Below are 23,352 nucleotides of genomic sequence, written 5' to 3'. Positions count from 1 at the left end.
AGGTTCCTTAATCTTAAAATCAGCCCTAATCTTAACGCACACGCTGGGTTATGGCGAAATAGCCCACCCGATTGTCCGTGTTACCCCCATAGGGATATTCCTCAAACTGGGATACCCTTCTTAAACTTCTGCGACATGGAAAACCCTTCTTAAACTTCTGCGACATGGAAAATGCCACAATGACCGACGTAAACACTGATTTAAACCTGAAGCTGCACATGCGCCAATGCATTCAAAAGGTAGCAACAGGCCCCGAATACAGTAAAGATTTAAGCTACGAAGATGCTTATCATGCCATGCGCCATATTTTGTCGGGCGAGGCTGATCCTGTGCAAGTGGCGGTATATTTCATTGCATTGCGGATGAAACGCGAAACCGATGAAGAAAACCGTGGAACTTTACAGGCATTGATTGACGGCTCGGTCATTAGCACCGCAGCAGTGGATGAAATCTTCGATATTTCCGACCCGTATGACGGTTACACACGCGGGGTTCCGGCTTCGACGTTTGTGCCGGTGGTGTTGGCGAGCATGGGTGTGCATTCGGTATTGCACGGTTTAGAGCAGGTTGGCCCTAAATTTGGCGCAACCCACCACAAAATTTTGAAAGCAGTCGGCTTAAATGTGAATTTGTCGCCTGCGGAAGCGGTCGCACAATTGGAGCGCATCGGCTGGACGTATCTGGATCAGCGGCAATTTGCCCCCGGTTTGCACGATTTGATTCCTATCCGCCAGCGCATGATTAAGCGTCAGGTGTTGACCACGGTAGAAACCATGCTGGGGCCGATTCGCGGTCGGGTGAAAACCCATTGCATGGGCGGTTACGTGCATAAGGCTTACCCACCGATTTATGCGTCATTAGCGCGTCAGGCTGGGTTTGATAGCGCGATGTTTGTACGCGGTGTGGAAGGCGGGATTATCCCTTCTTTACAGCAAAGCGGTAAGTTGTTCTATTACTACGAAAAGGGTGAAGAGCAGCAGCGTGATTTATCGCCGCAAGACATCGGTATTCAATCGGATGTACGGGCGATTCCATTGCCGGATGATTTACCCGCCGCGCCGACGATTGGTGATGAAATCGCCACAATGGTCGATAGCGACGCACTCGCGGCTAAAGCAGCAGCGATGGGTATCGCGGCTTTGGGTGGCGCGAAAGGTTTGATGTACGATAGTTTGGTATACTCAGCTTCAACTGCGCTGGCGCATTTGGGGCGTTATGCTTCGATTCAGGAAGCCGCTGATGCGGTACGTGCCACGCTCGATAGTGGCAAGGCACTGGAAACACTGCGTGCTGCCGTCTAAAGCACCACGTTTATTTTGGTTTTGATAGTAAGAGGATTTGGCAAATGAATATGCAGTACTACAACGCGGTAGTTGAAATGGAAAAAGCGGGCGTTGACCCTGAGTTCCTGCAAGGCTGGCAAGGTGGCTACCTGCTGAACCCTATGCGTGAAGAACAGCGTGTGACTGAAGCCTATGAAGCAGGTTACGCGGCTGGTCAAGAAAAAGACATGGACGCTTACAAAGAGTGGCTGCAAGGCTAAGCGCGACGCACGGTGTTTAGCGTATAAAAGAAGCGGGCTGAGTCCCGCTTTTTTTGTTATCGCTGTTTTTAGTGCAGTTATCCGGTAGTGCGGAGCCTTTCCGCATTATTTCCGCCACAATGCCTTCATGTTACTAAGCCATAACACGGGTATTTTCCTTTGAGCGTACAACTCGTTACCAGTCCTGCTGATCTGCGCGACATTGTTCCCGCGTGGGATGTGCTTGCGCGTCACAGCTTGGAACCCAATGTTTTTTATGAAAGCTGGATGTTGCTGGCGGCCTTGGAGCAATTTAGCACGGGGCAGGTGGCGGTGTTATTGGTGTGGCAAGACCCGTCCCACACGCGCTTGCTGGGTTTAGTACCGTTGATGCAAGCGCATTCTTATTACAAATGCCCCGCTTGTCATTGGTCAAACTGGGTGTACACCAATTGCCCATTGGGAACCCCATTAATTCACCGTGATTATGCAGAAACAGCCTTGCTGGGCGTGTTTGAGTGGCTGGGTGAAACCGGTGCGACGGTATTTTCTTTGCAAAATGTGGCAGTTGACGGCGCATTCTTTCAGTGTGTGGAAACTTTGCGGCGTGACCATGCCTTGTTGCTGGATGTGCCTCAGCAATGGGCGCACTCTTTGCAACACCATTTTTCGCCGGTAACAGCAGTGAAATCCCAGACATTATGGCCGGGTGAAGTGCTGCAATTGGAACAGTGGATACGTGAGTTTACCCAATTAGAACAAGGTGGTTGGAAAGGCTGGCGGCAAACAAGTTCGGCGTATCCGCCACAACAACAGGCGTTTGTGGAAGAAGTGATGCGTGCTGGTGCACTTTACGGGCAATTGATGATGGTGCGACTTACGCTACACGAGGAGCTGATCGCGTTGAGCTTGCACCTGACAGGGGCGGAACAAGGTATTTTCACCTTGCAGGCGGCTTACAATGCCGCTTATGCGGATGTCATATCGCTAACAGCAACACCAGATACGACAAGCCGCCAAATAGCAACCTTGCACCTAAGTACCCGCCACCGCTTCAGTAAACCGCTGATGCACACGGTACGTGTGGCTAAATCCGTGTACCGTTATTGCACCAGCAGTCATCATTAAGCGGTTAACGTCCCCGATAGCCGCTGTTGCCGCAAACCCATTCCAAGTCGCCTAAGCCATTGGCTTTGCCAAAACCCCAGTAATCTTTGCTGTTGTAAGCTTCGGCGCGGCGAATGCTATTGCCTTGTTGATTGCCATACCATTCGATGCCACCGGAGTAAAAGTCGAACGGATTCATGGCGGTGGTAACGATTTCCCCACGTTGCGGCAATTGCAGCAGCGCACCCATGGCAGTTTGGTGGTGTCCGCGCGTGTCGCCACCCGCACCTGTGCCGCCCGAACCTTGATCGTTCCAGTAATATTCGCCACCTTGCGGGCCTTGACCGTTGTTTTGCCCGACGGTGCGCTGTCCGCCGCAACTGCCATTGCTTTCTAAGACCCAACCAGAACCTGCGGCGCACGCCCGTAAAATATCACCCGCGCCATTGCCTTGCTGAATCCCCATTGTGCCTGCTTTGCAAGCATCTTGAGTGTTAGGAACTTGTGGGTTTTCAGTGGTATCGGGTGAGCCTTTGCAATAGCCAGTGCGGTCGCCGTTTAAGTCGCGGAAACCCAGCAGCATATCGCCGTTGTCGAATTCTACATCACTGAGCCAAGGTTGCGGGTATTCCAAATTGAAGTTGGTTTGTTGCGCATTACCGGGGGCAATCCGCCCGTACACCACGCGCCAATCTGGTTGCCAAGGCCGCCAGTTGGTATCAAAGCACCCCGGTTCGGGTGGAGCAGCCATGATATTGCTCGAATACACGCACCCGCGCGGGTAATTTAACGGGGTGCTGAATGCCGGAGCATTGTCAAAGCGTTGCGCTTGCGGGTCAAAACGGTAAACAGCAGCTTTGAGTTGTTTAGTATCACCGATAGCACCGCTACCGACAGTGGATTGCGCGGTGCAAGTAACTCCGACGTAAACTTGCCCATCGTGAATGCCCAGCCCCATCGGGCGTGCATCTTGCGGGTTGCTGCACGCATTGAGTGGAATAGCGACGGGGGCGGCTTTGAGTTGATTGACGGGCAATTTACCACCAGCGTTTAACGCGGCGGTATCCAGTTGGTAAAGCTTGCGGTCGCCCAGACTTACTGCGTAGAGGGTTTGCTGATCTTCCGACAAGTCAATGTCACCCAAGCCCACAAAGCCTACTTTGTCGAAACTGGCGGCATCGTGAAACCAATCGGTCGCGCCGCCACGCGGATCATTACCCGCTACTGCGCCGCCGCCAAGACGATTGAGATCGGCAAACAGCGTGGTTTGTCCGGTACGACGGTCAGTGGCGTAAATAGCCCCTGTGCCATGCGGCCCTAATGCGGCAAAACGTTTCAAAAACGCCCCAGATAGCAAGGTATTGCTGCTGGCATGATAGGCCAAGCCATACACCGAACCCGTGGCTGGCTCAGCAGCTTCCCCGCGAAAATCACGCGAACGGTGCGGTGCTTGATAGGGTAAACCGATGATCGAAGCTTGATTGGCGGCGTTAGCATCTTCGGCTTGAATCAGTGCGGTGGTGACAACCTGGACATTGCCAGCGGGACAATCTGCTCCTGCGGCGGTATTGGCGGTGGTAGGCAACGGCAAGGTGGCAAGTGCAATCGCAATGCTGAGGCTGAATCGGCGCGTAGCTAGGGCTGGTATGGGCATATAGAGCAATCCTTTGGTCATTGAATAAGCATCCTTTGCGTTTAAGTGTAGACAATGACCTTTTCATTTGCCGGACTCATAGCACACTAGGGCTATTTTCCCGATGGGCTGCTCCCGCTTAGAATGCCGCCATGCAAAAATCACTGAGGTAACGATATGGCACTCACCACACTCCTGTTTGACGTAGACGGCACACTCGCCGACACCGAACGCGACGGACACCGCGTAGCCTTTAACAAAGCCTTCGCCGAAGCCGGTTTGGATTGGGACTGGACGGTAGCAATGTACGCGGATTTATTAAGCGTAACCGGCGGTAAAGAGCGCATTCGCTTTTTCGTGGACAAATACCAACCGACGTTTGCCCCCGCCGAAGGTTTAACCGAATTTGCAGCGCGGATGCACAAGCGCAAAACCCACTACTATTTAGCCATGTTGCAAGACGGCGAAATTCCGTTGCGTAACGGTGCGGCGCGTTTGATTCACGAAGCGCGGGCGGCGGGTTTGCGTTTGGGGATTGCTACCACTACTACGCCGGAAAACGTGACGTATTTGCTCAGAGCGACTTTAGGCGAGGAATCATTGGGGTGGTTTGAGTGCATTGCAGCGGGGGATATTGTGCCTGCGAAAAAGCCCGCGCCGGATATTTACCAATACGCGATGCAGCAAATGGGGGTAACACCTGAAGAGTGTCTGGCGTTTGAAGATTCGGATAACGGGATTCGTTCATCGACTGCCGCCTTGTTGAAAACCGTGGTGACGGTGAACGATTACACCCGCGAACACGATTTTAGCAAAGCGGTATTGGTATTGGATCAGTTTGGGGAGCCAGACGCACCATTCACGGTGTTACAAGGCGATGCAGGCGATTATCGCTGCACCACCCCGGCGTTATTGCAGGTATTACACGCGCGTTAATAGCCCGCTAACAGGTTTTGCGGGCGATAGGTGTCTAAACGCGCCCGCCAGCCCGGTAGCCATTTGCTTTCCTGACGTTCAATTGGCGAATTAGCGATGCGTCGGGTCAGTACCACTTCGGCGGCACGTGCAAATTCATTGAGTGCCGCCGCTCCCGGTTCAACCGGATTCATGGTTAACAATACTTGCAGTAAGCCCCAGCCTTGCCCGTTGTAACGCTCACTAATGCTTGTGCCTTCGCCTTTAAAGTTGACGTAATCCAGTAAGGGGTACAATCCTTTGGGGGATTTCTCGACGGCTTGGTAATTTTTCAAGACCCGATCGCGGTCTTGGGGCGCAACGTTATTGAGTAAATCGGGTAATGCCCGCGTTAACCGTGCTGCCATGTAATTGGCTTGCAGGTTCATGGTTTGGCGCAGGAAGTTGCGTAATTCGGTGACTTCACGGTCATTTTGAGCGCGTTCAAACGTTACTTTGTTAGGCCAAGGTGCGCCGCGCACTTGACGATTTTGCAGCCATGCCGGTAACGCAACTTTTTGGCTTTTGGTGTATTCGATCAAACCCGGAAAGGTTTCGGTGTAAGGCCCGGTGCGTCCTTCGGGATACCAGATAAAATGACCAATACCCAGTGAGGCGAACTCCTCTTGCGCATTCCACACTACCAATTTGGCGGGATCACCACTGGTTTCGTTTTTGAAGACTTTATCGGCAATCCAGTTTAAATCTTGTGCAGATACCACGGTTGGTGGTGCTTGCGTTTGCGTCATCGGGGCGCAAGCTGCTAACCCACCCATGATCGCCAGTGAAACCAGTAATTTTTTCATCGTTTTTCCCCTTGTTGTTGCTTAAGCAGTAGGATGTTGGCGTAGCCCTATAATCGTTATCAATGGATTCGTATTGCATTGAAAAGTTCAATATGCCGCGCATGAGTCATGGCGATAAGCGTGCTGCAATAGTATATTGAAAGCAGATTCACTCAACGGAGGGACGTTACCATGCACGAGAAATTAGAGCAGTTATTAAACAAAATCAAAGCCGAACGCGCGGAATTTCAGGAACGCCTGCCTCATAGCAGCGAAGATTTTCACGCACTGTGGGCGGATACCGAGCAACGTTGGGAAAAGCTGCAACTGCAATTGCGCGAGTCCGGGTTGTCATTGGTAGGTAAGGCTGGTGGTTTGCTCGAAGAAGTCGAGGAAGAATTGCGCGAATTCAAGCAAGAGGCGTCGGCTAAAACGTGGGAACTGCACTTGAAAGCGAAAGAGGAAATCCACGATCTTGGCGAAGATGTCGATAAGTTGCAGCATAAACTTGCCGATAAAGTCGAGGATGTGCGCCTTGAAGTAATGGAGGAATTGCACGATCTGGGCGAAGAAATTTCCAGTTTGTATCAGAAAATCCGTCACCGTTTCGACTGAATGTGCGCCGCCCACATCACAGGAGGGCAGGGATGGAGCATTACACCAAGCGTTTGCTGAACCCGTTTAACGGCACGGTGCAGGTGATTGCGGATACCGAGATTCGGGCGTTGAGTTTCAATGCACGTGATTGGGAATTGCAGTTTCGTTGCGATTCGCCCAAGGGTGTGCGTTATGCGCGGATTGGGACTTGGTGTCGGCAAACGGGTTTTAAACCTTATCCATTACCGCCGGATATTGATGTGGCTGCGGTTGAAATCGCGCATAGCAAAATGTTGGGTGCGTTACAGTCCGCGCCTGCGTTGTTGGTGCAGGATGACACTTACGAGTTGTGGTTGCTGGATCAAACGCAGCAACTACCTTTGGCTTTGTTAGCGAGTTGCCGCCGCCAGGATGAGATGTCAGCCGCAACGGTGCGAGCCTTGTGGAAAGCAGTGACCTCAAATCAACTGCAATTGGCGAATACGCCCGAAGAAGAGCGGCGTGGTGCGCCACCCGTGAGTTACCGGGTGGAAGAGTGCGTGAAATCCCGCGCGGGGCAAAATCCGCGTGCCGCTTGGTTTCAGCGTTTACCGGATCGTAGTGCTTACCGGGTACAGGGTGACGTGGTGTTGCCTGAGTGCTTACCCGCTGAGCACTTTCCCGAATTCCTTTTGCGCGAAGACTGGAAGTCTGCGACAGAACAGGCGTTATGCCATCGCTATTTGCAACGCCTTTCCCCACGTTTATTGGTATTGCAGCATTTATCGCACGCTGCGCGTGACCGGTTGGAACAAATGGCCTGCCACCACGCGTTGGATGTTGCTGACTATTTTCACTTGTACCCCGACATTGCCGACCAGCAGCGCATGACCGCGCTTCGGGTAGAGGCGCGGTTGCGGTCGAGCTTATTACCTGATTAAAAGGAGTGGTTACAATGCTGAGAATGACAATGCCAGCGATCCGAGTCTACTTGTTTTGCATCCTGCTGCCGCTATTGCTTGTCGGTTGTGGCAAGGAAGAAGGGTATGAAATTCGTGATGGAAAAGTGATCTGGCACAGTTGGCGAGGCGATGGACTATCTGGCACGTGGTCTGAGGGTGTGTTGCTGGATGATGCACGTGGTTTTACGATTCTCCAGCAGCAAGGTTATGCGAAGAATGCCGAAAGCGTTTTTTACGGCTCTAGAAAACTGGACGGGGCAGATGCAGCGACATTTGAACTGCTGGATCAGTCATCAGGGCTGGCGAAGGATGCCAAGCGCGTGTATCTCAGTGGTGCAGTGATCGCAGGGGCAGATCCCGCTACTTTCGCGTTGACAGGTATGGAGTATTTGGGGAAGGATAATAAAGACTATTATCTTGGGACAGCACCCTTGCATGTGCGTGACATGAGCACCTTTAAAACCGTAAAGGACAATACCTTCTGCTCACAAGACAGCGACCACTGTATTTGGGCGTGGAATAAGTTCGACTATTATGTGGGCACGCAGGCCACTCCAATGGTTGACAGCAATACTTTTCAGGTGATTCAGTCCAGCTATGCGAAGGATGCCAAACAAGTGTACTTCGGCAGCACGGTTCTCGCTGGCGCAGATGCAGCATCTTTTCAGGGGATTGGCGGCGAGTCGGGCGAGTTTGCTAAAGATGCCAAACATGTTTATTGGAATGGTGAAGTCGTGGAAGGTAGCGATGCCAAGACGTTCCAACTGCTTAAGTACCGTTACGCCAAAGACAGTAAACAGGCGTACTTTTGTTATGCGAGTGGTAGCCCTCCGCTCATTCTGGCTGGCTCAGATGCCAAGACTTTTGAGGTAATCGGGCCTTCTACGCAAGGTTTTGGCTATGCTAAAGATGCCAAGTAAGTAACTAGCTAGAAGTTTCCACGTATAAGATCCTGCTGGTGTAAACTGGTAGTTTGTCACTTAAGAATGTCCGCACCGATGAAATTTGCCCAGCCGATCCCTGAAGAAATCCGCGTGACCTTGCAGGAAATGTATATGAACCACCCTACATTCCGCTGTCGTCAACGTGCGCAAGCAATTTTGTTGAGTACACGCGGCTTTACCCTTGCGGAACTGTGGTCAATCTTGGATGTACGGCGCGATGCCATCAGTGAGTGGCTCGACCGCTGGGAACATGAAGGGCTGCTGGGACTTTACGACCGTCCCCGCTCTGGTTGCCCCCGGATATACACAGAAGCTGAAGTAGCGTTGTTGAAAACCCTAGTGGACGAAGAGCCACGCCAAATCAAGACGGCTCAAACCAAACTGGCTGATCTAACCCAGAAAGTAGCCAGTACCAGCACCTTGAAACGCCTGTTAAAAAAAAGTTCCACTACCTCTGGAAGCGGATGCGTAACTCATTGAAAGATAAACGTGACCCCGTGGCTTTCAAGCGTGAGCAGGAAATTCAAGCATTACTCCACCAGCAAGCGGCGGCTGGCAAGTTGCTTATTTACTACTTCGATGGTTCAGGTTTTACCACAACTCCTTGCGTCCCTTACGGGTGGCAGAAACGGGGGAAACACGCAGGCTACTCACAGCTCAGAGCAAACGCTTGAATGTCTTGGGTTTTATGAGCCTAGACAACGATAGTTTTTTCCACACGGTGGAAGGGCGCGTTGACTCACAAGCTGCCATCGCCGCCTTTAGTGCCTTTGCTGACCGTTATGCCGAAGAATTTGCACAAACAAAAATACCTTGCTTGGTTATTCTGGATAACGCCCCGATACAAACCAGCAAAGCCTTTCTTGGTAAACGTGAAGATTGGATGTTGGCGGGAATTTGCTTACATTTTTTGCCAACCTACAGCCCTGAACTCAATCCTATCGAAATACTCTGGCGAAAAATCAAATATGAATGGTTGCCGCTGGATGCCTATAAAAGCTACAAGGACATGAAGGAACTGGTGTTAGCTATACTGGCTGGCTTCGGCGAAAAATACACGATAACTTTTGGATAATTACTTATGTGTATCAAGGCGCGAATGTCATTACTGGTGCTGACCCTGCGACTTTTGTTGTGGATCAAGGCGACCCCGAAAATGCCTCGGATAAAAACCAACGCTACCGCAACGGCGAACCCGTTAAATAAATCAACGCGAATTTATTCGGACATTTATTGAAAAGCCCTTGCATTAAAATGGTGCAAGGGCTGTATAAAGCAGTTACGCAGCTATTTTAGATTGCTTATTCAGTTTTATTTTGATTACGGTTATGACACCGACTACTGTTGCCAGCAAAATTATAGCCAATAATGGACGGTAGAAAATCCACGCAGTCGCAATCGTCACTAAAGCAAAAATGATCGCTAATAAAAATGCAATGATTCCTGTGCCAGCCCCAATAATGTCGCCTGCAATAGGCAATACGTCGGCTATAACAGAAAGCACCTTGAATTCCATATTAATCCCAATAACGAGCAGGATAAATCCAATGAGCCGGAGAATCCATGTCAAGATGACATTGCTGTCTTGTGCATGTTGGATGATGGCATCAGCACTGTGGATGCCTGTTTCCAGCAGTTCAATTTCCCCGCCCACGCTAGTGGTGTAAGGTTCAAGCGTATTCCGAACCTGCTTGGCAATGACGCTGACTTCCATCGGGTTCACCACTTCAAAGGTGATGCGTTGATCCCCAATCTGTGGTGTTGCCGGATCTGCACCGCTGTAAAAACTACCCGCTTGTAATTTTATTCCTGTGGGAAGTTGCGTATTTTTAATGTCAGCCGCTTGAATAAAAAGCGGTTTTGTTTCATCAATCCGCTCCACGAGGGAGCTGGGGAGGCTGAATTTCCCAAGGGATACCGCATCCGCAACCTGCGTGTTGGATTCGTAGGGCATGGTTGCCGGGTTCTGGTGTTCCTCTGGAATTCTGAAATTACTGGAGTTGATCGCGCTTGCCGACCAAGTTTTTGCGTATGAGTACGTAGTCTTGGTTTCTTCGCCACCGCCAAGCTTTTTCTGGGTTTCACTTTGCGAGGTTTCCTGCCATTGGTACATTTCTGTTACCCGACGCAGTTGTAAGGCATTGGCTGATACCCCAAAAATAGGGTCACTCAGCACGGCTTTTGTATCGGCTTTCCCGGTGGTATGGATCAGTTTACCGGCATTGGCAGGGTCAACAGCATCGGAGGCGACCGAGACGACAGAACTCGCGCCTTCCTGTAGTGTTTTGTATTCTTTGACGGATCGGCCTTCATTCCAGAACAGCAGTATCAAGGCAGCAATGATCAGTACAATACCAACCAATATCCCTTTAATTGCGCCGCCAAGACGACTAAACCACGATTCGGAAGTGACTTCGGTGAAATTATCATTCGACATTTGACGCATTCTCCAGCTAATTGTTAATTCAGGTCATTGGCGGCATAAGCCATTATTTGACTTTGATAGACTTGATGGTTTTTTCTAGCGCGTCGGCGTGCGTTTCTAGTGCCTTTTTCGGTGCTTGGTTGATGATTACGAGGAATTTTTCACCGTCTTTTTTGACATATTCGACGAAGTTTACGAAGTATTGTACGCCTTTCGCTTCTGCTTGCCCGTTGTTATAGGTAGCGGTAACGCCCAAGGCATCATCCTTTGCAACTTCGGGGTCTTTGCCTTCATTCCAAACGATGCTTTCATACTTCGCGCCTACGTCTTTCTTCATTTTTTCGACAGCAACATCCAGTTCGCCTTGGTCGATCAACAGTACGTTCATCGCAACCAATTTGTCGGGGGATTCCACGTAAGCACCTTCAGAATCGGGTGTGATGTGCCAATCAGCCGGGAAGTCGACGGTAAAAAGCGGTTTGTCTTTGTCTGGATAGCTGTAGGTTTGCGTGTCACTGGCATCGCTGCTCTTGTCGTCGCCTTTGTTCGCGTCGCCGCCGTGGGCTTCGATTGACTCGATAACTTTTGCAGCAATTTCAGCGTGCTTTTCAAAGGCTTCACTGCTGGAAACCCACAGCAGCATGTAAGTATCGCCGGATTCTGTGTGATTGGCGAGGATGAGGTTAATGTTCGCTTTACCTTCCTCGTCTTCGCCTTTGGCATTGAGTACTTGTAAAGTCACGCCCGGATTTTCGCCTTCGGTCGGCTTTTCGTCGTAAGTGACGTTCTTGAAGCTGTCTTCGATAGAGGCTTTGGCTTCTTCCATTGCTTCGTCAGGATGATCCTTGTCAGCTTCCAGTTTAGAGAGTTCCATAAAGAAGTTGGAATCATCCTTGGGATTGGCAAACAGTACGCCGTCCTTCGGCTTGAGTTCCCAGTCATCGGGGAATGCTACGTCGAGTTGCGGGGCATTTTCAGGAAAGTTAATGGATTGATCCGCCATGACGAATGGGGAGCTTAATAGAGTGATAAAACAAAGAATAAGCGATTTTTTCATGATAATGGCTTCTTAATATGGCGGGCAGAAAATTATTTCTTTTTCCGGGGTGAAAAAAGAAAGGCTGAATATATGCGCTCTCTCTCGCAACAAAGCTGAACACACACTATAAGTTCAGAAGATGGCATATAACATGGCTGAATTTATCAATAAATTTGAGAATTGTCATTGTGTTTTTTGCTAGGATTATATCTGGCAAGATTCTTAGCCTGGGCTTACATCTTGCCCAAGATTAATTTTTTAACGATAGTTTATCAATGCGAGGGAAAAATCATGAGAACACTAAATACGCTATTTTTATTGGTTGCATTAGGTGGCTTCGCCTTGCCCGTCAGTGCCGCCAGCCTTGAGGGTGAAATTTCTGGATACGAGTGTGGTGACAACTGTTACTTGACTGTTACCGACGCGGCTGGCGAAGAACACATTGGTCTGTGTACCGCTACCTTGTGTGAGAACTGGAATGCGGAAACAGCAATGCCTGACAGTTTTAAAGGCACTCAGGTCAGAGTTACGGTTGGCACGGGTACGCAGGTCGATGGTAGCGGCAACAACATGGGTGAGATGGAATCCTTCGATGAAATTGAACTGTTAGGTGCGGACAGCGCAACACATTGCACCGACGATGAACTCACGGTGTTTTCCTGTGAGTTGAAAAATAAAAAGACCGTTTCTGTGTGCGCATCGAATGATGTGTCTGCTCGTTCTGGGTATTTGCAATACCGCTTTGGTAAAATTGGCAAGGTTGAGCTGTCTGTCCCTGCCAAGAAAAAAAGTTTCCCGCAAGAATTAAGCCTTCAGCACAGTAAAGACGATAGTGCAGCATACAATTACATGAGTTTTTCAAACGGTGGTAATTTTATCTATGAGTTGACCAGCTTCCGGCAGTTTAAGTCCACCAATAGTGAAGGTCAGGAAACGCCAGAAAGCAGCGATACGCTTGCAGTACGGGATATTAGAAAATCCATGCGAGAAGGTGATATTGTTTTCTCCAGTGACTGTGCAATGCTTGGTGCGCCGCTGGATGTTGAGGCGGTTTCCGAATGGACAGGTGTTCAGTGGGAAAGGGCAGGGTTCTAACTGTCTATTTTCATTATTCATCCTGCCAGTGTTGTAATATGTTTTTGTGTAAATTTTTCATCTAAGAATTTGATTTTATGAAAAAAGTTAAGGTTTTATTTGTATGTATGGGCAATATCTGTCGTTCGCCCACTGCGCAGGGTGTTTTTGAACGTTTGGTGCAGTCAGAAGGCGTGGCGGAGCACCTTGTTATTGATTCGGCGGGTACTCATGCGTATCACGTTGGGAACCCGCCCGACAAGCGTTCACAAGCTGCGGCAAAAGGTCGTGGCTTGGATTTGTCAGGGCAACGCGCCCGTCAGGTGACAGCGGCGGATATTGAGGAATTTGATTACGTTTTGGTGATGGATCATACCAATTTGTACGATTTGCAGGACTTGGTGACGGAATCAGGGCGCGAACGCGTACATTTGTTTATGAAGTTTGCGGAACGTTGGGATGTGGATGAGGTTCCAGATCCGTATTACGGTGGGAATAGCGGCTTTGAGCGCGTATTAGACATGGTGGAAGATGCGGCGGCGGGATTGCTGATGCATATCCGCCGCCACCATTGGTAAGCAAGAAACTTGCTTAGGATGCTGCCTTATTCGGCGTGCATCCATGAAGGACGTTTCTTCGGAGCCGGTGCTGGTTCCGCTTCTGCCGTTTCGTTGGCTGTGAGCACTTCCGGTGTTACCGCCACTGCTGGTGCTGCCACGATAGGTGTTACCACTTCCGGCGGTGCTGGCGGTGGTGGCTCAGGTGTAACCACAACGGCTTTGGGAGGTTCTACGGCGATTACCACTTCCGGTTTTGGTGCAGGAGCAGGTGCAGCTACCTCAGCAACGACGACGGGTGTTGCAGGCGGTTGGCTTTCCACCACGATTTGCGGCGCACGTTCGACTTTTGCCGGTTTTTCGGGGTTTAAGTCAATCACGAATGGTTCCAGTGACTCTTGTGTGATTTCGTGATCAGTCGCCGGACGCGGTTGGCGCGGGCGATCACGGTCTTGACCACCCCGTGGACGACGTGTACGACCACGACGTTCGCGGTATTCACGCGGTGGACGTTGCTGGATTTCAGCATCATCATCCGTTGGCTCAAACGCGCTCACTTCCTCGGTTTGTACTTCGTCTGCTGGTTCGTCGTCAGGCTCGCTTACTGGCGGTGCGTGGCGTTTGGGCGCAGGCGCATTGAGTGGGGTTAAATCCGCAATGGATGTTACCACTACAATTGGCAGCGGAGAGCTAGTGCTAACCGTATCAACACCACTTGCTTGCTGCTGGGTTTCACCTGCTTCGTTAGTTTCCGGGCGACGCTCATCACGACGCTCACGGTTATCACGGCGATTACGATCACGGCGATTGCGGGTACGCTGGCCTTGCTCATTCGGTCGGTCAGAACCGGCATTGTCGTCGATCGGCATTAAGCTGATTTCGACAGGCGGCAGGTTTTCAACATCATCGACGTTAGCAACGGGTTGCTCGTAACGGCGTTGCTGACGGTCGTTACGTGGCTGACGCGGTTCTTGGCGTTGTTGATTGCCCTCACGTTGCTGCTGCGGTTCACGATTATCACGCGGTTCACGTTGTTGTTGCGCTTCACGGTTGTCGTTTACCGGCTCACGTTCACGCTGTTGCGGATTCGGTTCGCGCGGTTCACGCCCTTGTTGACGCTGGTTGCCGTTACGGTCGTTACGTGGTTGACGCTCGTTTCGCTCAGTGCGCTCGTTAGGGCGACGTTGTTGCTGACGATTATCTTCACTTGCACCCGTTTCAGTATTCTCTGGGGTTCTGGTGTTGTTGCGTTCGCGGCGGTCATTGTTACGGTCATTACGTTCGTAACGCGGATTATTGCTGCGGCGGCCTTGACGATCTTGGCGTTGCGCTTCGTCTTTGCGTTCAGTATCAGCGACAGCTTTTTCGGCAGCTTCTGCGGCTTTTTCAGCTTTAGGATTGCTTCCAAACAGGCTGTTGAAAATCCGCCGTACCAAACCGGGGCCTTTAACGTCGGGAATTGCCGTTGGCTCTGGTGTTACAACATCGCTGACTGGGGTGTTACGCGGCGCGGCTTGCGGAGCAGGTTTGCTCGGCATCACGTTGGTAACAGCCGCTTCTACCGGCAATTGTTTTGGCAGGTTTTCTTGCTGCGTGGTGTCTTCTAATTCCGGTGGTTCAGGGATGTGCTTGTAACTGGCAACATCTTCCACTTCCAGACCATCGCTGCGGATACGGCTGATTTCGTAGTGCGGCGTATCGAGGTAAGGGTTAGGAATGACCAGCAGCTCAATGTTGCGGCGTGCCTGAATATCAGCCAGAGCCTGACGCTTTTCATTGAGTAAGAAACTCGCGACTGCAACCGGCACTTGGGTAATGACCTTGGCAGTCATTTCCTTCATGGCTTCTTCTTCCATGAGGCGCAAAATTGACAGTGCCAACGAGTCAGTGCTGCGAATATGACCATGCCCGGTGCAGCGTGGGCAGACGATTTGGCTGGATTCACCCAAAGAAGGGCGCAGGCGTTGACGCGACATTTCCAGCAAACCAAAGCGTGAAATGCGTCCGACTTGCACCCGTGCGCGGTCAAGTTTCATGGCATCACGCAGGCGTTTTTCAACTTCGCGCTGGTGTTTGCTGGGTAGCATGTCGATGAAGTCGATCACCACCAAGCCGCCCAAATCCCGTAAACGCAATTGACGGGCGATTTCGTCAGCAGCTTCGAGGTTGGTATTGAGCGCAGTTTCCTCAATGTCATGCCCTTTGGTGGCACGTGCTGAGTTGATGTCGATGGAAATCAACGCTTCGGTGTGGTCAATCACAATCGCCCCGCCGGACGGCAAGCCCACGGTGCGCTGATACGCTGTTTCAATTTGATTTTCAACCTGATAGCGGCTAAACAGTGGAGTGCCATCAGTGTAATGTTTCAGCTTGCGGATGTTATGCGGCATGACTGCCTGCATGAAATCGCGGGCTTGCTTATAAACTTTCTCATCGTCGACCACGATTTCGCCAATGTCGCGGCGGAAATAGTCCCGCAAAGCACGAATAATGACGTTGCTTTCCTGATAAAGCAGGGTAGGGCCTTTGTGCTGGGTGTAAGCCTGCTGAATCGCTGCCCATAAGGTTTTGAGGTAGTCCAAATCCCACGATAACTCTTCAGCTTCGCGGTCAATGCCAGCAGTGCGTACAATCACGCCCATGCTGTCTGGAACATCAAGTTCGTTCAGGGTTTGTTTGATTTGCTGGCGATCTTCACCCTCAATACGGCGCGAAACCCCACCTGCTTTCGGGTTGTTGGGCATCAATACCAGATAGCGTCCGGCAAGGCTTAAGTACGTGGTCAGTGCCGCGCCTTTGTTGCCGCGCTCTTCCTTGTCCACCTGCACCAGCACTTCTTGGCCTTCGCGGAGCATGTCTTTGACGTTGGGACGCGCATTATTTTTCGCTTCGCCTTGATAAAATTCAGGGGCAACTTCGCGGAAAGATAAAAAGCCGTGGCGTTGTGCGCCATAATTGACAAAAGCAGCTTCTAAGCTAGGCTCAATACGGGTGATTACACCTTTGTAGATATTTGCTTTCTTTTGAGCGCGGAAAGGGTGCTCAATATCGAGATCGTACAGGCGTTGCCCGTCGACCATTGCAACCCGGATTTCTTCCGGTTGCGTGGCATTAATTAAAATACGTTTCATGGACTACATAAGCCTTGTTATGCAGTACCTGTTACCTGTTTGTTCCAGATTAGGTCAGATCTACTCATTTTAAGGAATATCAATGGGTTAGGCTTATCGCTGCACGGGCTAACCTTGAAATCTGTCCAGCTTCTTCGAAGAATCGTTCGGTCGTCACGGATCATGAGAATGCCACAAAAGGGCGGATGCATGTGCGTTGTGAGCCGCTGGCGTATTCTTTTAACAGACATCAGCAACAAGTTTCTGCTGTTAATGTCAGACTCGCGCGTTGACCCCTACTGGTGTGCGCGAGCATCGTGTTTGCGGGTGCGGTGCGACTTGTTACGCTCCTTCCACCCTGTCACAAATTCATCCGTTTGATAGAAGCCGTCAGAATTTATGATTGAATCACTAAGGCGCGGGTCATATCATCTCGTTCTTGATTGATCCCGGTTTGTCAGGTGGGTGACACCTGCCTTTTTGCCCATAGCGAATATATCAATTCGGTTAATCATATTCAATTTAGATTTCAAATAATCTGGTATGTTTCTCATTATGACAGTCGAATATCACACCGTAACCGAAAATGAAGCCGGACAGAGGGTAGATAACTTCCTCATTCGCCATTTTAAACACGTTCCTAAGAGCGTGGTGTACCGCATTTTACGTAAGGGTGAAGTGCGGGTTGACAAAAAACGGGTGAAGCCCGAAAAAAAGCTGGAGCTGGGTGAGGTGATTCGGATTCCGCCGGTGAAGCAAGAGGAGGATTTGCGCCCGGTCGATCAGCCAGCCGTAGCTTCGCCTGCGTTACTGGCAATGTTGGAAAAAGCGATGTTGTTTGAGGATGAGCAACTCATTTTCATCAATAAGCCGTCGGGGTTGCCGGTACATGGCGGCAGCGGCTACAAATTGGGGTTGATTGAAGCATTCCGGCAACTTCGTGAAAATCTGCCTTACGTGGAATTGGCGCATCGCATCGACCGCGATACCAGCGGCGTAGTGATTTTGGCGAAATCGCGTCAGGCATTAACCGAATTACACGGTTTGTTCCGCGACGGCAAGATTGACAAACGTTACAAGGCGTTGGTGGCAGGGCGTTGGAAGCACGGGCGGCAACACGTCACGATGGATTTGAGCAAGGAAGAGGGTACGCGCCAAAAAGTGCAGGTGGTGGAAGAGGGTGAGGGCAAGGTATCCGAAACCATTTTCTCATCGTTGAAAAATCTCAACGGTGCGTCGTTGCTCGAAGCGCAAATCTTAACCGGGCGAATGCATCAAATAAGGGTGCAATTGCAAAATCTGGGGCATCCGATTTTGGGTGATGACCGCTACGGGGATTTCGCGCTGAACCGTAAGTTTCGTGAAATGGGCTTGAAACGCTTGTTTTTGCACTCTGCCAGCGTGGAATTTACCCTGCGGGCGACTGGGCGGCGTTACATGATCGAAGCACCGTTATCGGATGAGTTGAAGGATGTATTGCTGAATATCAGAATCAGTTCGGTGCAGACGTGAGATGAAAACCTATTCATTGTTGATTTTTGATTGGGATGGCACGCTGATGGATTCGGCGGCGCACATTACTTTGTGTATGCGCAATGCGATTGCGTTGACAGCGGCAGAGCCGCGTAGCGATGGGCAAATTCGTAATATTATCGGTTTGGGGTTGGATGAGGCGGTTTACCACCTTTACCCGCAGGCCAGCCCTTCGTTAATACGTCAAATTGTGGACGAATATCGCCAAGAGTTTTTGGTGCGCACCACCCACGGCAGCGAACTGTTCGCTGGAGCGCGGGAGGCATTACACGGTTTGGCGGCGCAAGGCTACCAATTGGCAGTGGCGACAGGTAAATCGCGGCGCGGCTTGGATAAGGTATTGGCGGAAACGGGTTTGGATGCGTTATTTCCGATTACGCGCTGTGCGGATGAAACCCGTTCCAAACCGCACCCGCAAATGTTGGATGAAATTTTGACAGATTGTGATACGGCGGTGCGCGATGCCTTGATGATCGGTGACAGTATTTACGATTTACAAATGGCGCAGGCTATCGGCATGGATTCCTTGGCGGTAACTTACGGCGTGCATGGGCTGGAGCGTTTATTGCAGCATCAACCGCGTGGTTACGTGGATAATGTGGCAGCAATTCCCGCGTGGTTAACACAACAACAGGTGACAGAATGATTCAGGAAGAGACGCAATCCTTGCTGGTTTTAAAAGACGTAGCATTGGAAGTGGTTAAAGAGCAACGTCGGGCGCGGCGTTGGGGGATATTTTTCAAATTGCTGTTCGTCGGCATGGGTTTGCTGTTGTTGATTGGAATCAATGCGGACGAGTCCGGTAATAAATTCACTGATGCTGAGGAAATCACGGCGGTTGTGGATATTAACGGCGTGATTATGGATGGCGCGTTAGCCAGCGGTGAGTTCGTGAATCCGGCGTTGAAGGAAGCGTTTGAGCATGAAAAAACCAAGGGTGTGCTGTTGCGGATTAACAGTCCCGGCGGTAGCCCGGTGCAATCCGGCATTATTAATGATGAAATCAAACGTTTGAAAGCAAAGCACAAAGAAATTCCGGTGTATGCGGTGGTGTCGGATTTGTGCGCTTCGGGCGGTTACTACATTGCCGTAGCAGCGGATAAAATCTACGCGGATAAGGCAAGTATCGTCGGTTCGATTGGGGTGCGCATGGATAATTTCGGCGCGGTTGGCTTGATGGAAAAGCTCGGTGTTGAACGACGTTTGTACACCGCTGGTGCGAACAAAGGAATGCTTGACCCGTTTTTACCAGAAAATGAAACGCAGGTGGCGCATATCAAAAATATGCTGAATAACACCCACCAGCAGTTCATCAGTGTGGTGAAGGAAGGGCGCGGTGAGCGGCTGCAAAACAACCCAGATATTTTTTCCGGCTTGTTTTGGACGGGTGAAGACGCGCTCAAATTGGGTTTAATCGACGGTTTGGGCAGCGATGCTTACGTCGCGCGTGAGCTGATCAAGGCGGAAGAAATGGTTAACTTCACCTCGGAAAAGGATTTGTTTGAGCGTTTGAGTGAGCGCGTTGAAACCTCCGCACAGGCGTTATTGTCGATGGATGCAACGCCGCGTCCGGTGTTGCGTTGATGGAAACCCTGCTTGCGCGAATGGTAGCGGCATTGCAAGCCAAACACTGGATGCTCACAACCGCAGAATCGTGTACCGGCGGTGCAATTGCTAAAGCGTGTACTGATTTAGCCGGCAGTTCGGTGTGGTTTGAACGAGGTTTTGTGACTTACAGCAATGAGTCGAAACAGGAAATGCTGGGTGTGCCAGCAGCAACCTTAGCTGAGTACGGTGCGGTGAGCGAAGCTGTGACTGCCGCGATGGCAACGGGTGCGTTACTGCATTCACGGGCGCAAGTCGCGGTATCTGTCAGTGGTATTGCGGGGCCGGGTGGCGGTACAACCACCAAACCTGTCGGCATGGTCTGTTTCGGTTGGGCAGCGCAGGATGGGAAAGTACGTACCGCAACCCAATACTTTGACGGTGATCGGGAAGCGGTACGCTATCAGGCGGTGCAATACGCGCTACAAGGCGTATTGCAGATGCTGGCGGATTAGATCTTCTGGCGCACGTAAGTGCCGGGTGCATCACCCAGTACTTCCAGTTTGCCTGCACCGGGAATACGCGCATCGACTTCTTCGCTGGAGAACGTTGCTACCCAACGATTCCAGTCATGCCACCAAGACAAATCCACTTTGGTGGCATCAAACAGCCAATCATCCGCATTTTCGTCTAGCGTTTCATTGACCCAGTGGCCGTATTTGTTGGCGGCTGCGGGGTTGACAATGCCTGCAATGTGGCCGGATTGCCCTAACACAAAGCGTACCGGGCCTGCGAACAGCTTCGCGCCTGCATAGGTGCTGCGCCACGGCGCGATGTGGTCATCGTGGGTGGAAACAAAGTAAGCCGGAGTATCAATGGTGCGCAAATCAATTGGCGTACCAGAAAGGGTGAGGCAATTCGCTTGGCTCAGGCAGTTGTTCAGGTACATATTGCGCAGGTAATAGCTGTGCATCGCCGCTGGCATCCGCGTGCTGTCTGAGTTCCAGTACAACAGGTCGAAAGGCATCGGGTCATTGCCGAGCAAATACAAGTTCACAAAGAACGACCAGATCAGGTCATTGGCGCGGAGCATATTGAAAGCCGTGCCCATGTCCTTGCCATCGAGGTAGCCGGTTTTGTCCATGCGCTTTTCCAGCGAACCGACTTGTTGTTCACTCAGGAACACGCCGATTTCACCGGGTTCAGCAAAGTCCAGCAACGTGGTGAAGAAGGTGGCACTTTTCACCCGGTCATCACCTTTGGCTTTCAGGTGAGCAAGGGTAGCAGCCGTTAGTGTGCCGCCTAAGCAGTAACCGATCAGGTTCAGGTCACGTTCGCCGGTCGCCGCTTCGACCGCATCCATCGCCGCAATCGCTGCCTGCATGTAGTCTTCAAAGTTTAAATCGCGGTGCTGGCTGTCAGGGTTGACCCACGAAATCATGAAGACAGTGTTGCCTTGGTCGACTGCCCACTTCACAAACGAGTTCTTTTCGCGCAAGTCGAGGATGTAATATTTATTAATCCAAGGCGGTACGATCAAGACAGGGCGTTGACGGACTTTGGTGGTAGTTGGTGTGTATTGGAGCAGTTCCAGCAGTTCATTCTTGAACACGACTTTGCCGGGCGTGGTGGCAATATCGCGTCCCAGTTCAAACGCTTTCATATCGGTCATGCGGATACGCAATTGACCGTCTTGGAAATCATCCAGCAGGTTACGCATCCCTTTGACGAGGTTTTCGCCGTTGGTTTCGAGGATGGTTTGCCAAACTTGCGGGTTGGTGTGCGAGTAATTGTTCGGTGCGAGTGCATCAATCATGCTGTTAATGAAAAACTCGGCTTTTTTCGCATCCTCTTCTGATAAGCCGTTGGCGGTTTGTGCCAATGTCCGCCAATATGTCGACAGATTGAGGTAAGACTGAAGCAGAACTTCGGTGAAGTGGTGTTCTTGCCATGCCGGGTGTTTGAAACGTTTGTCGGTAACGGCAGGCATGTCGGGTGACAGATGACCGAATCCGAACAAGCGGGCAGTGGTGTGTTGCCATAGCTTTGCTTGGGTTTGGAAGAGTTCCATATTGGCTTGCATGACAGCATTGGGGTGCAGGAACAGGTTCACGCCCCATTTGGTCAGTGCCGTACTGAAACTGTTGTCACTTTGCTGGGCATCCTGCGATTTTTGGCTGGTTGCTACCAGAAACCGGGCGATGAATTGTTGCCACAGCAGCAGTGCCGTCGTGACGTTGGTTTGCAGCAGCACCGGGTCAGTTGAGTGCGTTGGTTTTTGCGCCAGATTTTGCATGGTTCAGGGATTCCGCTTGTGTGGACTAGGGATATTCATAGGGTCGTCACAGTAACCAGTTTATGGGGGGATTGTCGACAATTTTTTATTAGTAGGTACGTGGTGTGATTATCCGAATAACCGAAAATTCCCGCTTTTATCGTTCGGCATTGGCTTGCTGCTACCCGTTATGAAATAATCCCCGCTTTCATACCACCCACACAGAATTTACCTTTATTAAGGAGTGTCCGCATGGACGAGAACAAAAAGAAAGCCCTCGCCGCCGCCCTAGGCCAGATTGAACGTCAGTTTGGTAAAGGCGCGGTGATGCGCATGGGCGACTCCAGTGCTGCCCGCGACATCGAAGTGATTTCCACTGGCTCGTTGGGGTTGGACATTGCCCTCGGCATCGGCGGTTTGCCTAAGGGACGTGTCGTCGAAATTTACGGCCCGGAATCTTCCGGTAAAACCACCCTGACGCTGCAAGTGATTGCCGAATGCCAAAAAATGGGCGGCACGGCGGCTTTCGTCGATGCGGAACACGCACTCGATCCGATTTACGCGCAAAAACTCGGCGTTAACGTTGACGATTTGCTGGTTTCCCAGCCAGACAACGGCGAACAAGCCTTGGAAATTGCCGATATGCTGGTGCGCTCCAACGCGGTTGACATCGTGGTGGTAGACTCGGTAGCAGCATTGACCCCCAAAGCGGAAATCGAAGGCGATATGGGCGATTCCCACGTCGGCTTGCAAGCACGGTTAATGTCACAAGCCCTGCGCAAACTCACCGGTAATATCAAGCGTTCCAACACCTTGGTGATTTTTATCAATCAGATTCGGATGAAAATCGGCGTGATGTTCGGCAACCCGGAAACTACCACGGGCGGTAACGCGCTGAAATTCTACGCTTCCGTGCGTCTCGACATTCGCCGCATTGGTGCGATTAAGAAGGGTGAAGAAATCACTGGCTCTGAAACTCGCGTCAAAGTGGTTAAGAACAAGGTTGCGCCACCGTTTAAACAAGCCGAATTTGAAATTCTGTATGGCGAAGGTATTTCCCGCGAAGGTGAATTGGTTGACCTCGGTGTCAAGCAAGGGCTGGTCGGCAAAGCTGGCGCATGGTACAGCTATAAAGGTGAAAAAATCGGTCAAGGCAAGGATAATGCCCGCAATTACCTGAAAGAGCATCCGGCTGCGGCGGCTGAAATTGAAAAAGCTATCCGCGAAGCTTGCATGAATGCGCCCGGTTTTGCTGCCACTGTTACCGAAGAAGCCGACAGCGATGCCGGTCTTGACGACGTGGTGTAATAG

The 23,352-nt window shown here is 51.0% G+C and carries 23 protein-coding genes; 17 read left to right on the top strand and 6 right to left on the bottom strand.

All coding sequences use genetic code 11. From position 1 onward, the window contains the following. Positions 1-179: 179 nt before the first annotated feature. The 3 genes from J9260_RS10910 (at position 180) to J9260_RS10900 (ending at position 2,650) form a co-directional block, all read left to right on the top strand. Entirely contained in the window at positions 180-1,301 is a 1,122-nt protein-coding gene (locus tag J9260_RS10910; RefSeq protein WP_210217802.1) for an anthranilate phosphoribosyltransferase, read from the top strand. A gap of 44 nt (positions 1,302-1,345) precedes the next feature. After that, a complete protein-coding gene (locus tag J9260_RS10905; RefSeq protein ID WP_210217801.1) occupies positions 1,346-1,543 on the top strand; it encodes an Alvin_2107 family globule sulfur oxidation protein in 198 nt (65 codons plus the stop codon). A gap of 159 nt (positions 1,544-1,702) precedes the next feature. Continuing rightward, positions 1,703-2,650: a GNAT family N-acetyltransferase gene (locus J9260_RS10900; protein WP_210217800.1), complete on the top strand. Its 948-nt coding sequence runs from the start codon at positions 1,703-1,705 to the stop codon at positions 2,648-2,650. A gap of 4 nt (positions 2,651-2,654) precedes the next feature. Here the strand turns inward: J9260_RS10900 and J9260_RS10895 are convergent, their stop codons facing one another. After that, the gene (locus J9260_RS10895) at positions 2,655-4,283 is read right to left on the bottom strand and encodes a hypothetical protein (protein WP_210217799.1); all 1,629 of its coding nucleotides are present in this window, start codon (positions 4,281-4,283) and stop codon (positions 2,655-2,657) included. A gap of 156 nt (positions 4,284-4,439) precedes the next feature. Between J9260_RS10895 and J9260_RS10890 the strand changes: the two genes are divergently transcribed. Next, entirely contained in the window at positions 4,440-5,198 is a 759-nt protein-coding gene (locus tag J9260_RS10890; protein ID WP_210217798.1) for an HAD family hydrolase, read from the top strand. Here J9260_RS10890 and J9260_RS10885 read toward each other — a convergent pair. Continuing rightward, positions 5,195-6,022 (bottom strand): hypothetical protein, encoded by an 828-nt coding sequence (locus J9260_RS10885; RefSeq protein WP_210217797.1) that lies wholly within the window; start codon positions 6,020-6,022, stop codon positions 5,195-5,197. The genes J9260_RS10890 and J9260_RS10885 overlap by 4 nt on opposite strands. Positions 6,023-6,193: 171 nt before the next feature. On the opposite strand from J9260_RS10885, the gene J9260_RS10880 reads away from it, so the two are divergent. The 6 genes from J9260_RS10880 (at position 6,194) to J9260_RS18815 (ending at position 9,689) form a co-directional block, all read left to right on the top strand. Beyond that, the gene (locus J9260_RS10880; protein ID WP_210217796.1) at positions 6,194-6,616 is read left to right on the top strand and encodes a hypothetical protein; all 423 of its coding nucleotides are present in this window, start codon (positions 6,194-6,196) and stop codon (positions 6,614-6,616) included. Positions 6,617-6,648: 32 nt separating this feature from the next. Then, positions 6,649-7,518 carry a hypothetical protein gene (locus J9260_RS10875; protein ID WP_210217795.1) on the top strand — a complete coding sequence of 290 codons (870 nt, stop codon included), beginning with the start codon at positions 6,649-6,651 and terminating at the stop codon, positions 7,516-7,518. A 14-nt stretch (positions 7,519-7,532) separates the two neighbouring features. Continuing rightward, positions 7,533-8,459 carry a DKNYY domain-containing protein gene (locus tag J9260_RS10870; RefSeq protein ID WP_210217794.1) on the top strand — a complete coding sequence of 309 codons (927 nt, stop codon included), beginning with the start codon at positions 7,533-7,535 and terminating at the stop codon, positions 8,457-8,459. A 78-nt stretch (positions 8,460-8,537) separates the two neighbouring features. Next, positions 8,538-8,963 carry a helix-turn-helix domain-containing protein gene (locus J9260_RS10865; RefSeq protein WP_210217478.1) on the top strand — a complete coding sequence of 142 codons (426 nt, stop codon included), beginning with the start codon at positions 8,538-8,540 and terminating at the stop codon, positions 8,961-8,963. Between the two features lie 139 nt (positions 8,964-9,102). Then, positions 9,103-9,558 (top strand): transposase, encoded by a 456-nt coding sequence (locus tag J9260_RS10860; protein ID WP_210217793.1) that lies wholly within the window; start codon positions 9,103-9,105, stop codon positions 9,556-9,558. An 8-nt stretch (positions 9,559-9,566) separates the two neighbouring features. Next, positions 9,567-9,689, top strand: coding sequence for a hypothetical protein (locus J9260_RS18815; RefSeq protein WP_281419387.1), 123 nt, complete (start codon positions 9,567-9,569; stop codon positions 9,687-9,689). A 73-nt stretch (positions 9,690-9,762) separates the two neighbouring features. On the opposite strand, the gene J9260_RS10855 is transcribed toward J9260_RS18815, so the two are convergent. Continuing rightward, positions 9,763-10,920 (bottom strand): TMEM43 family protein, encoded by a 1,158-nt coding sequence (locus J9260_RS10855; protein ID WP_210217792.1) that lies wholly within the window; start codon positions 10,918-10,920, stop codon positions 9,763-9,765. 52 nt (positions 10,921-10,972) lie between these two features. Next, entirely contained in the window at positions 10,973-11,965 is a 993-nt protein-coding gene (locus J9260_RS10850; RefSeq protein WP_210217791.1) for a hypothetical protein, read from the bottom strand. Between the two features lie 273 nt (positions 11,966-12,238). Between J9260_RS10850 and J9260_RS10845 the strand changes: the two genes are divergently transcribed. Beyond that, positions 12,239-13,042, top strand: coding sequence for a hypothetical protein (locus tag J9260_RS10845; protein ID WP_210217790.1), 804 nt, complete (start codon positions 12,239-12,241; stop codon positions 13,040-13,042). Between the two features lie 77 nt (positions 13,043-13,119). Further along, on the top strand, positions 13,120-13,599 hold the full coding sequence (locus tag J9260_RS10840; protein WP_210217789.1) for a low molecular weight protein-tyrosine-phosphatase: 480 nt from the start codon (positions 13,120-13,122) through the stop codon (positions 13,597-13,599). 26 nt (positions 13,600-13,625) lie between these two features. Here J9260_RS10840 and rne read toward each other — a convergent pair whose 3' ends face one another. Continuing rightward, positions 13,626-16,709 (bottom strand): ribonuclease E, encoded by a 3,084-nt coding sequence (rne, locus tag J9260_RS10835; RefSeq protein WP_210217788.1) that lies wholly within the window; start codon positions 16,707-16,709, stop codon positions 13,626-13,628. Between the two features lie 534 nt (positions 16,710-17,243). On the opposite strand from rne, the gene J9260_RS10830 reads away from it, so the two are divergent. The 4 genes from J9260_RS10830 to J9260_RS10815 are packed head-to-tail and all read left to right on the top strand — an operon-like array spanning position 17,244 to position 20,281. Beyond that, complete coding sequence (locus tag J9260_RS10830) at positions 17,244-18,200, top strand: RluA family pseudouridine synthase (protein WP_210217787.1); 957 nt, start codon at positions 17,244-17,246, stop codon at positions 18,198-18,200. A gap of 1 nt (position 18,201) precedes the next feature. Beyond that, positions 18,202-18,867 carry an HAD family hydrolase gene (locus J9260_RS10825; RefSeq protein WP_210217786.1) on the top strand — a complete coding sequence of 222 codons (666 nt, stop codon included), beginning with the start codon at positions 18,202-18,204 and terminating at the stop codon, positions 18,865-18,867. Next, the gene (locus J9260_RS10820) at positions 18,864-19,805 is read left to right on the top strand and encodes a S49 family peptidase (RefSeq protein ID WP_210217785.1); all 942 of its coding nucleotides are present in this window, start codon (positions 18,864-18,866) and stop codon (positions 19,803-19,805) included. Before J9260_RS10825 ends, J9260_RS10820 begins: the two co-directional genes overlap by 4 nt. Further along, entirely contained in the window at positions 19,805-20,281 is a 477-nt protein-coding gene (locus tag J9260_RS10815) for a CinA family protein (RefSeq protein ID WP_210217784.1), read from the top strand. The genes J9260_RS10820 and J9260_RS10815 overlap by 1 nt, the downstream gene beginning before the upstream one ends. Here J9260_RS10815 and J9260_RS10810 read toward each other — a convergent pair. After that, positions 20,278-22,062, bottom strand: coding sequence for a PHA/PHB synthase family protein (locus J9260_RS10810; RefSeq protein ID WP_210217783.1), 1,785 nt, complete (start codon positions 22,060-22,062; stop codon positions 20,278-20,280). The genes J9260_RS10815 and J9260_RS10810 overlap by 4 nt on opposite strands. Before the next feature lie 231 nt (positions 22,063-22,293). Here J9260_RS10810 and recA point away from each other — a divergent pair, with 231 nt between their 5' ends. Beyond that, a complete protein-coding gene (gene recA / locus J9260_RS10805; protein ID WP_246499397.1) occupies positions 22,294-23,349 on the top strand; it encodes a recombinase RecA in 1,056 nt (351 codons plus the stop codon). Positions 23,350-23,352 lie beyond the last annotated feature (3 nt).

The sequence above is a fragment of the Thiothrix unzii genome, from assembly GCF_017901175.1.
Classification (GTDB): domain Bacteria; phylum Pseudomonadota; class Gammaproteobacteria; order Thiotrichales; family Thiotrichaceae; genus Thiothrix; species Thiothrix unzii.
This window is presented reverse-complemented; position numbering and strand designations above follow the sequence as displayed.

Excerpts from the sequence above, each read along its gene's own strand:
- recA (WP_246499397.1), top strand. The coding sequence starts at position 22,294 with ATGGACGAGAACAAAAAGAAAGCCCTCGCCGCCGCCCTAGGCCAGATT.
- J9260_RS10820 (WP_210217785.1), top strand. The coding sequence starts at position 18,864 with ATGATTCAGGAAGAGACGCAATCCTTGCTGGTTTTAAAAGACGTAGCA.
- J9260_RS10910 (WP_210217802.1), top strand. The coding sequence starts at position 180 with ATGACCGACGTAAACACTGATTTAAACCTGAAGCTGCACATGCGCCAA.
- J9260_RS10830 (WP_210217787.1), top strand. The coding sequence starts at position 17,244 with ATGACAGTCGAATATCACACCGTAACCGAAAATGAAGCCGGACAGAGG.
- J9260_RS10885 (WP_210217797.1), bottom strand. The coding sequence starts at position 6,022 with ATGAAAAAATTACTGGTTTCACTGGCGATCATGGGTGGGTTAGCAGCT.
- J9260_RS10870 (WP_210217794.1), top strand. The coding sequence starts at position 7,533 with ATGCTGAGAATGACAATGCCAGCGATCCGAGTCTACTTGTTTTGCATC.
- J9260_RS10825 (WP_210217786.1), top strand. The coding sequence starts at position 18,202 with ATGAAAACCTATTCATTGTTGATTTTTGATTGGGATGGCACGCTGATG.
- J9260_RS10880 (WP_210217796.1), top strand. The coding sequence starts at position 6,194 with ATGCACGAGAAATTAGAGCAGTTATTAAACAAAATCAAAGCCGAACGC.
- J9260_RS10845 (WP_210217790.1), top strand. The coding sequence starts at position 12,239 with ATGAGAACACTAAATACGCTATTTTTATTGGTTGCATTAGGTGGCTTC.
- J9260_RS10875 (WP_210217795.1), top strand. The coding sequence starts at position 6,649 with ATGGAGCATTACACCAAGCGTTTGCTGAACCCGTTTAACGGCACGGTG.
- J9260_RS10905 (WP_210217801.1), top strand. The coding sequence starts at position 1,346 with ATGAATATGCAGTACTACAACGCGGTAGTTGAAATGGAAAAAGCGGGC.
- J9260_RS10855 (WP_210217792.1), bottom strand. The coding sequence starts at position 10,920 with ATGTCGAATGATAATTTCACCGAAGTCACTTCCGAATCGTGGTTTAGT.
- J9260_RS10895 (WP_210217799.1), bottom strand. The coding sequence starts at position 4,283 with ATGCCCATACCAGCCCTAGCTACGCGCCGATTCAGCCTCAGCATTGCG.
- J9260_RS10840 (WP_210217789.1), top strand. The coding sequence starts at position 13,120 with ATGAAAAAAGTTAAGGTTTTATTTGTATGTATGGGCAATATCTGTCGT.
- rne (WP_210217788.1), bottom strand. The coding sequence starts at position 16,709 with ATGAAACGTATTTTAATTAATGCCACGCAACCGGAAGAAATCCGGGTT.
- J9260_RS10890 (WP_210217798.1), top strand. The coding sequence starts at position 4,440 with ATGGCACTCACCACACTCCTGTTTGACGTAGACGGCACACTCGCCGAC.
- J9260_RS10815 (WP_210217784.1), top strand. The coding sequence starts at position 19,805 with ATGGAAACCCTGCTTGCGCGAATGGTAGCGGCATTGCAAGCCAAACAC.
- J9260_RS10810 (WP_210217783.1), bottom strand. The coding sequence starts at position 22,062 with ATGCAAAATCTGGCGCAAAAACCAACGCACTCAACTGACCCGGTGCTG.
- J9260_RS10850 (WP_210217791.1), bottom strand. The coding sequence starts at position 11,965 with ATGAAAAAATCGCTTATTCTTTGTTTTATCACTCTATTAAGCTCCCCA.
- J9260_RS10865 (WP_210217478.1), top strand. The coding sequence starts at position 8,538 with ATGAAATTTGCCCAGCCGATCCCTGAAGAAATCCGCGTGACCTTGCAG.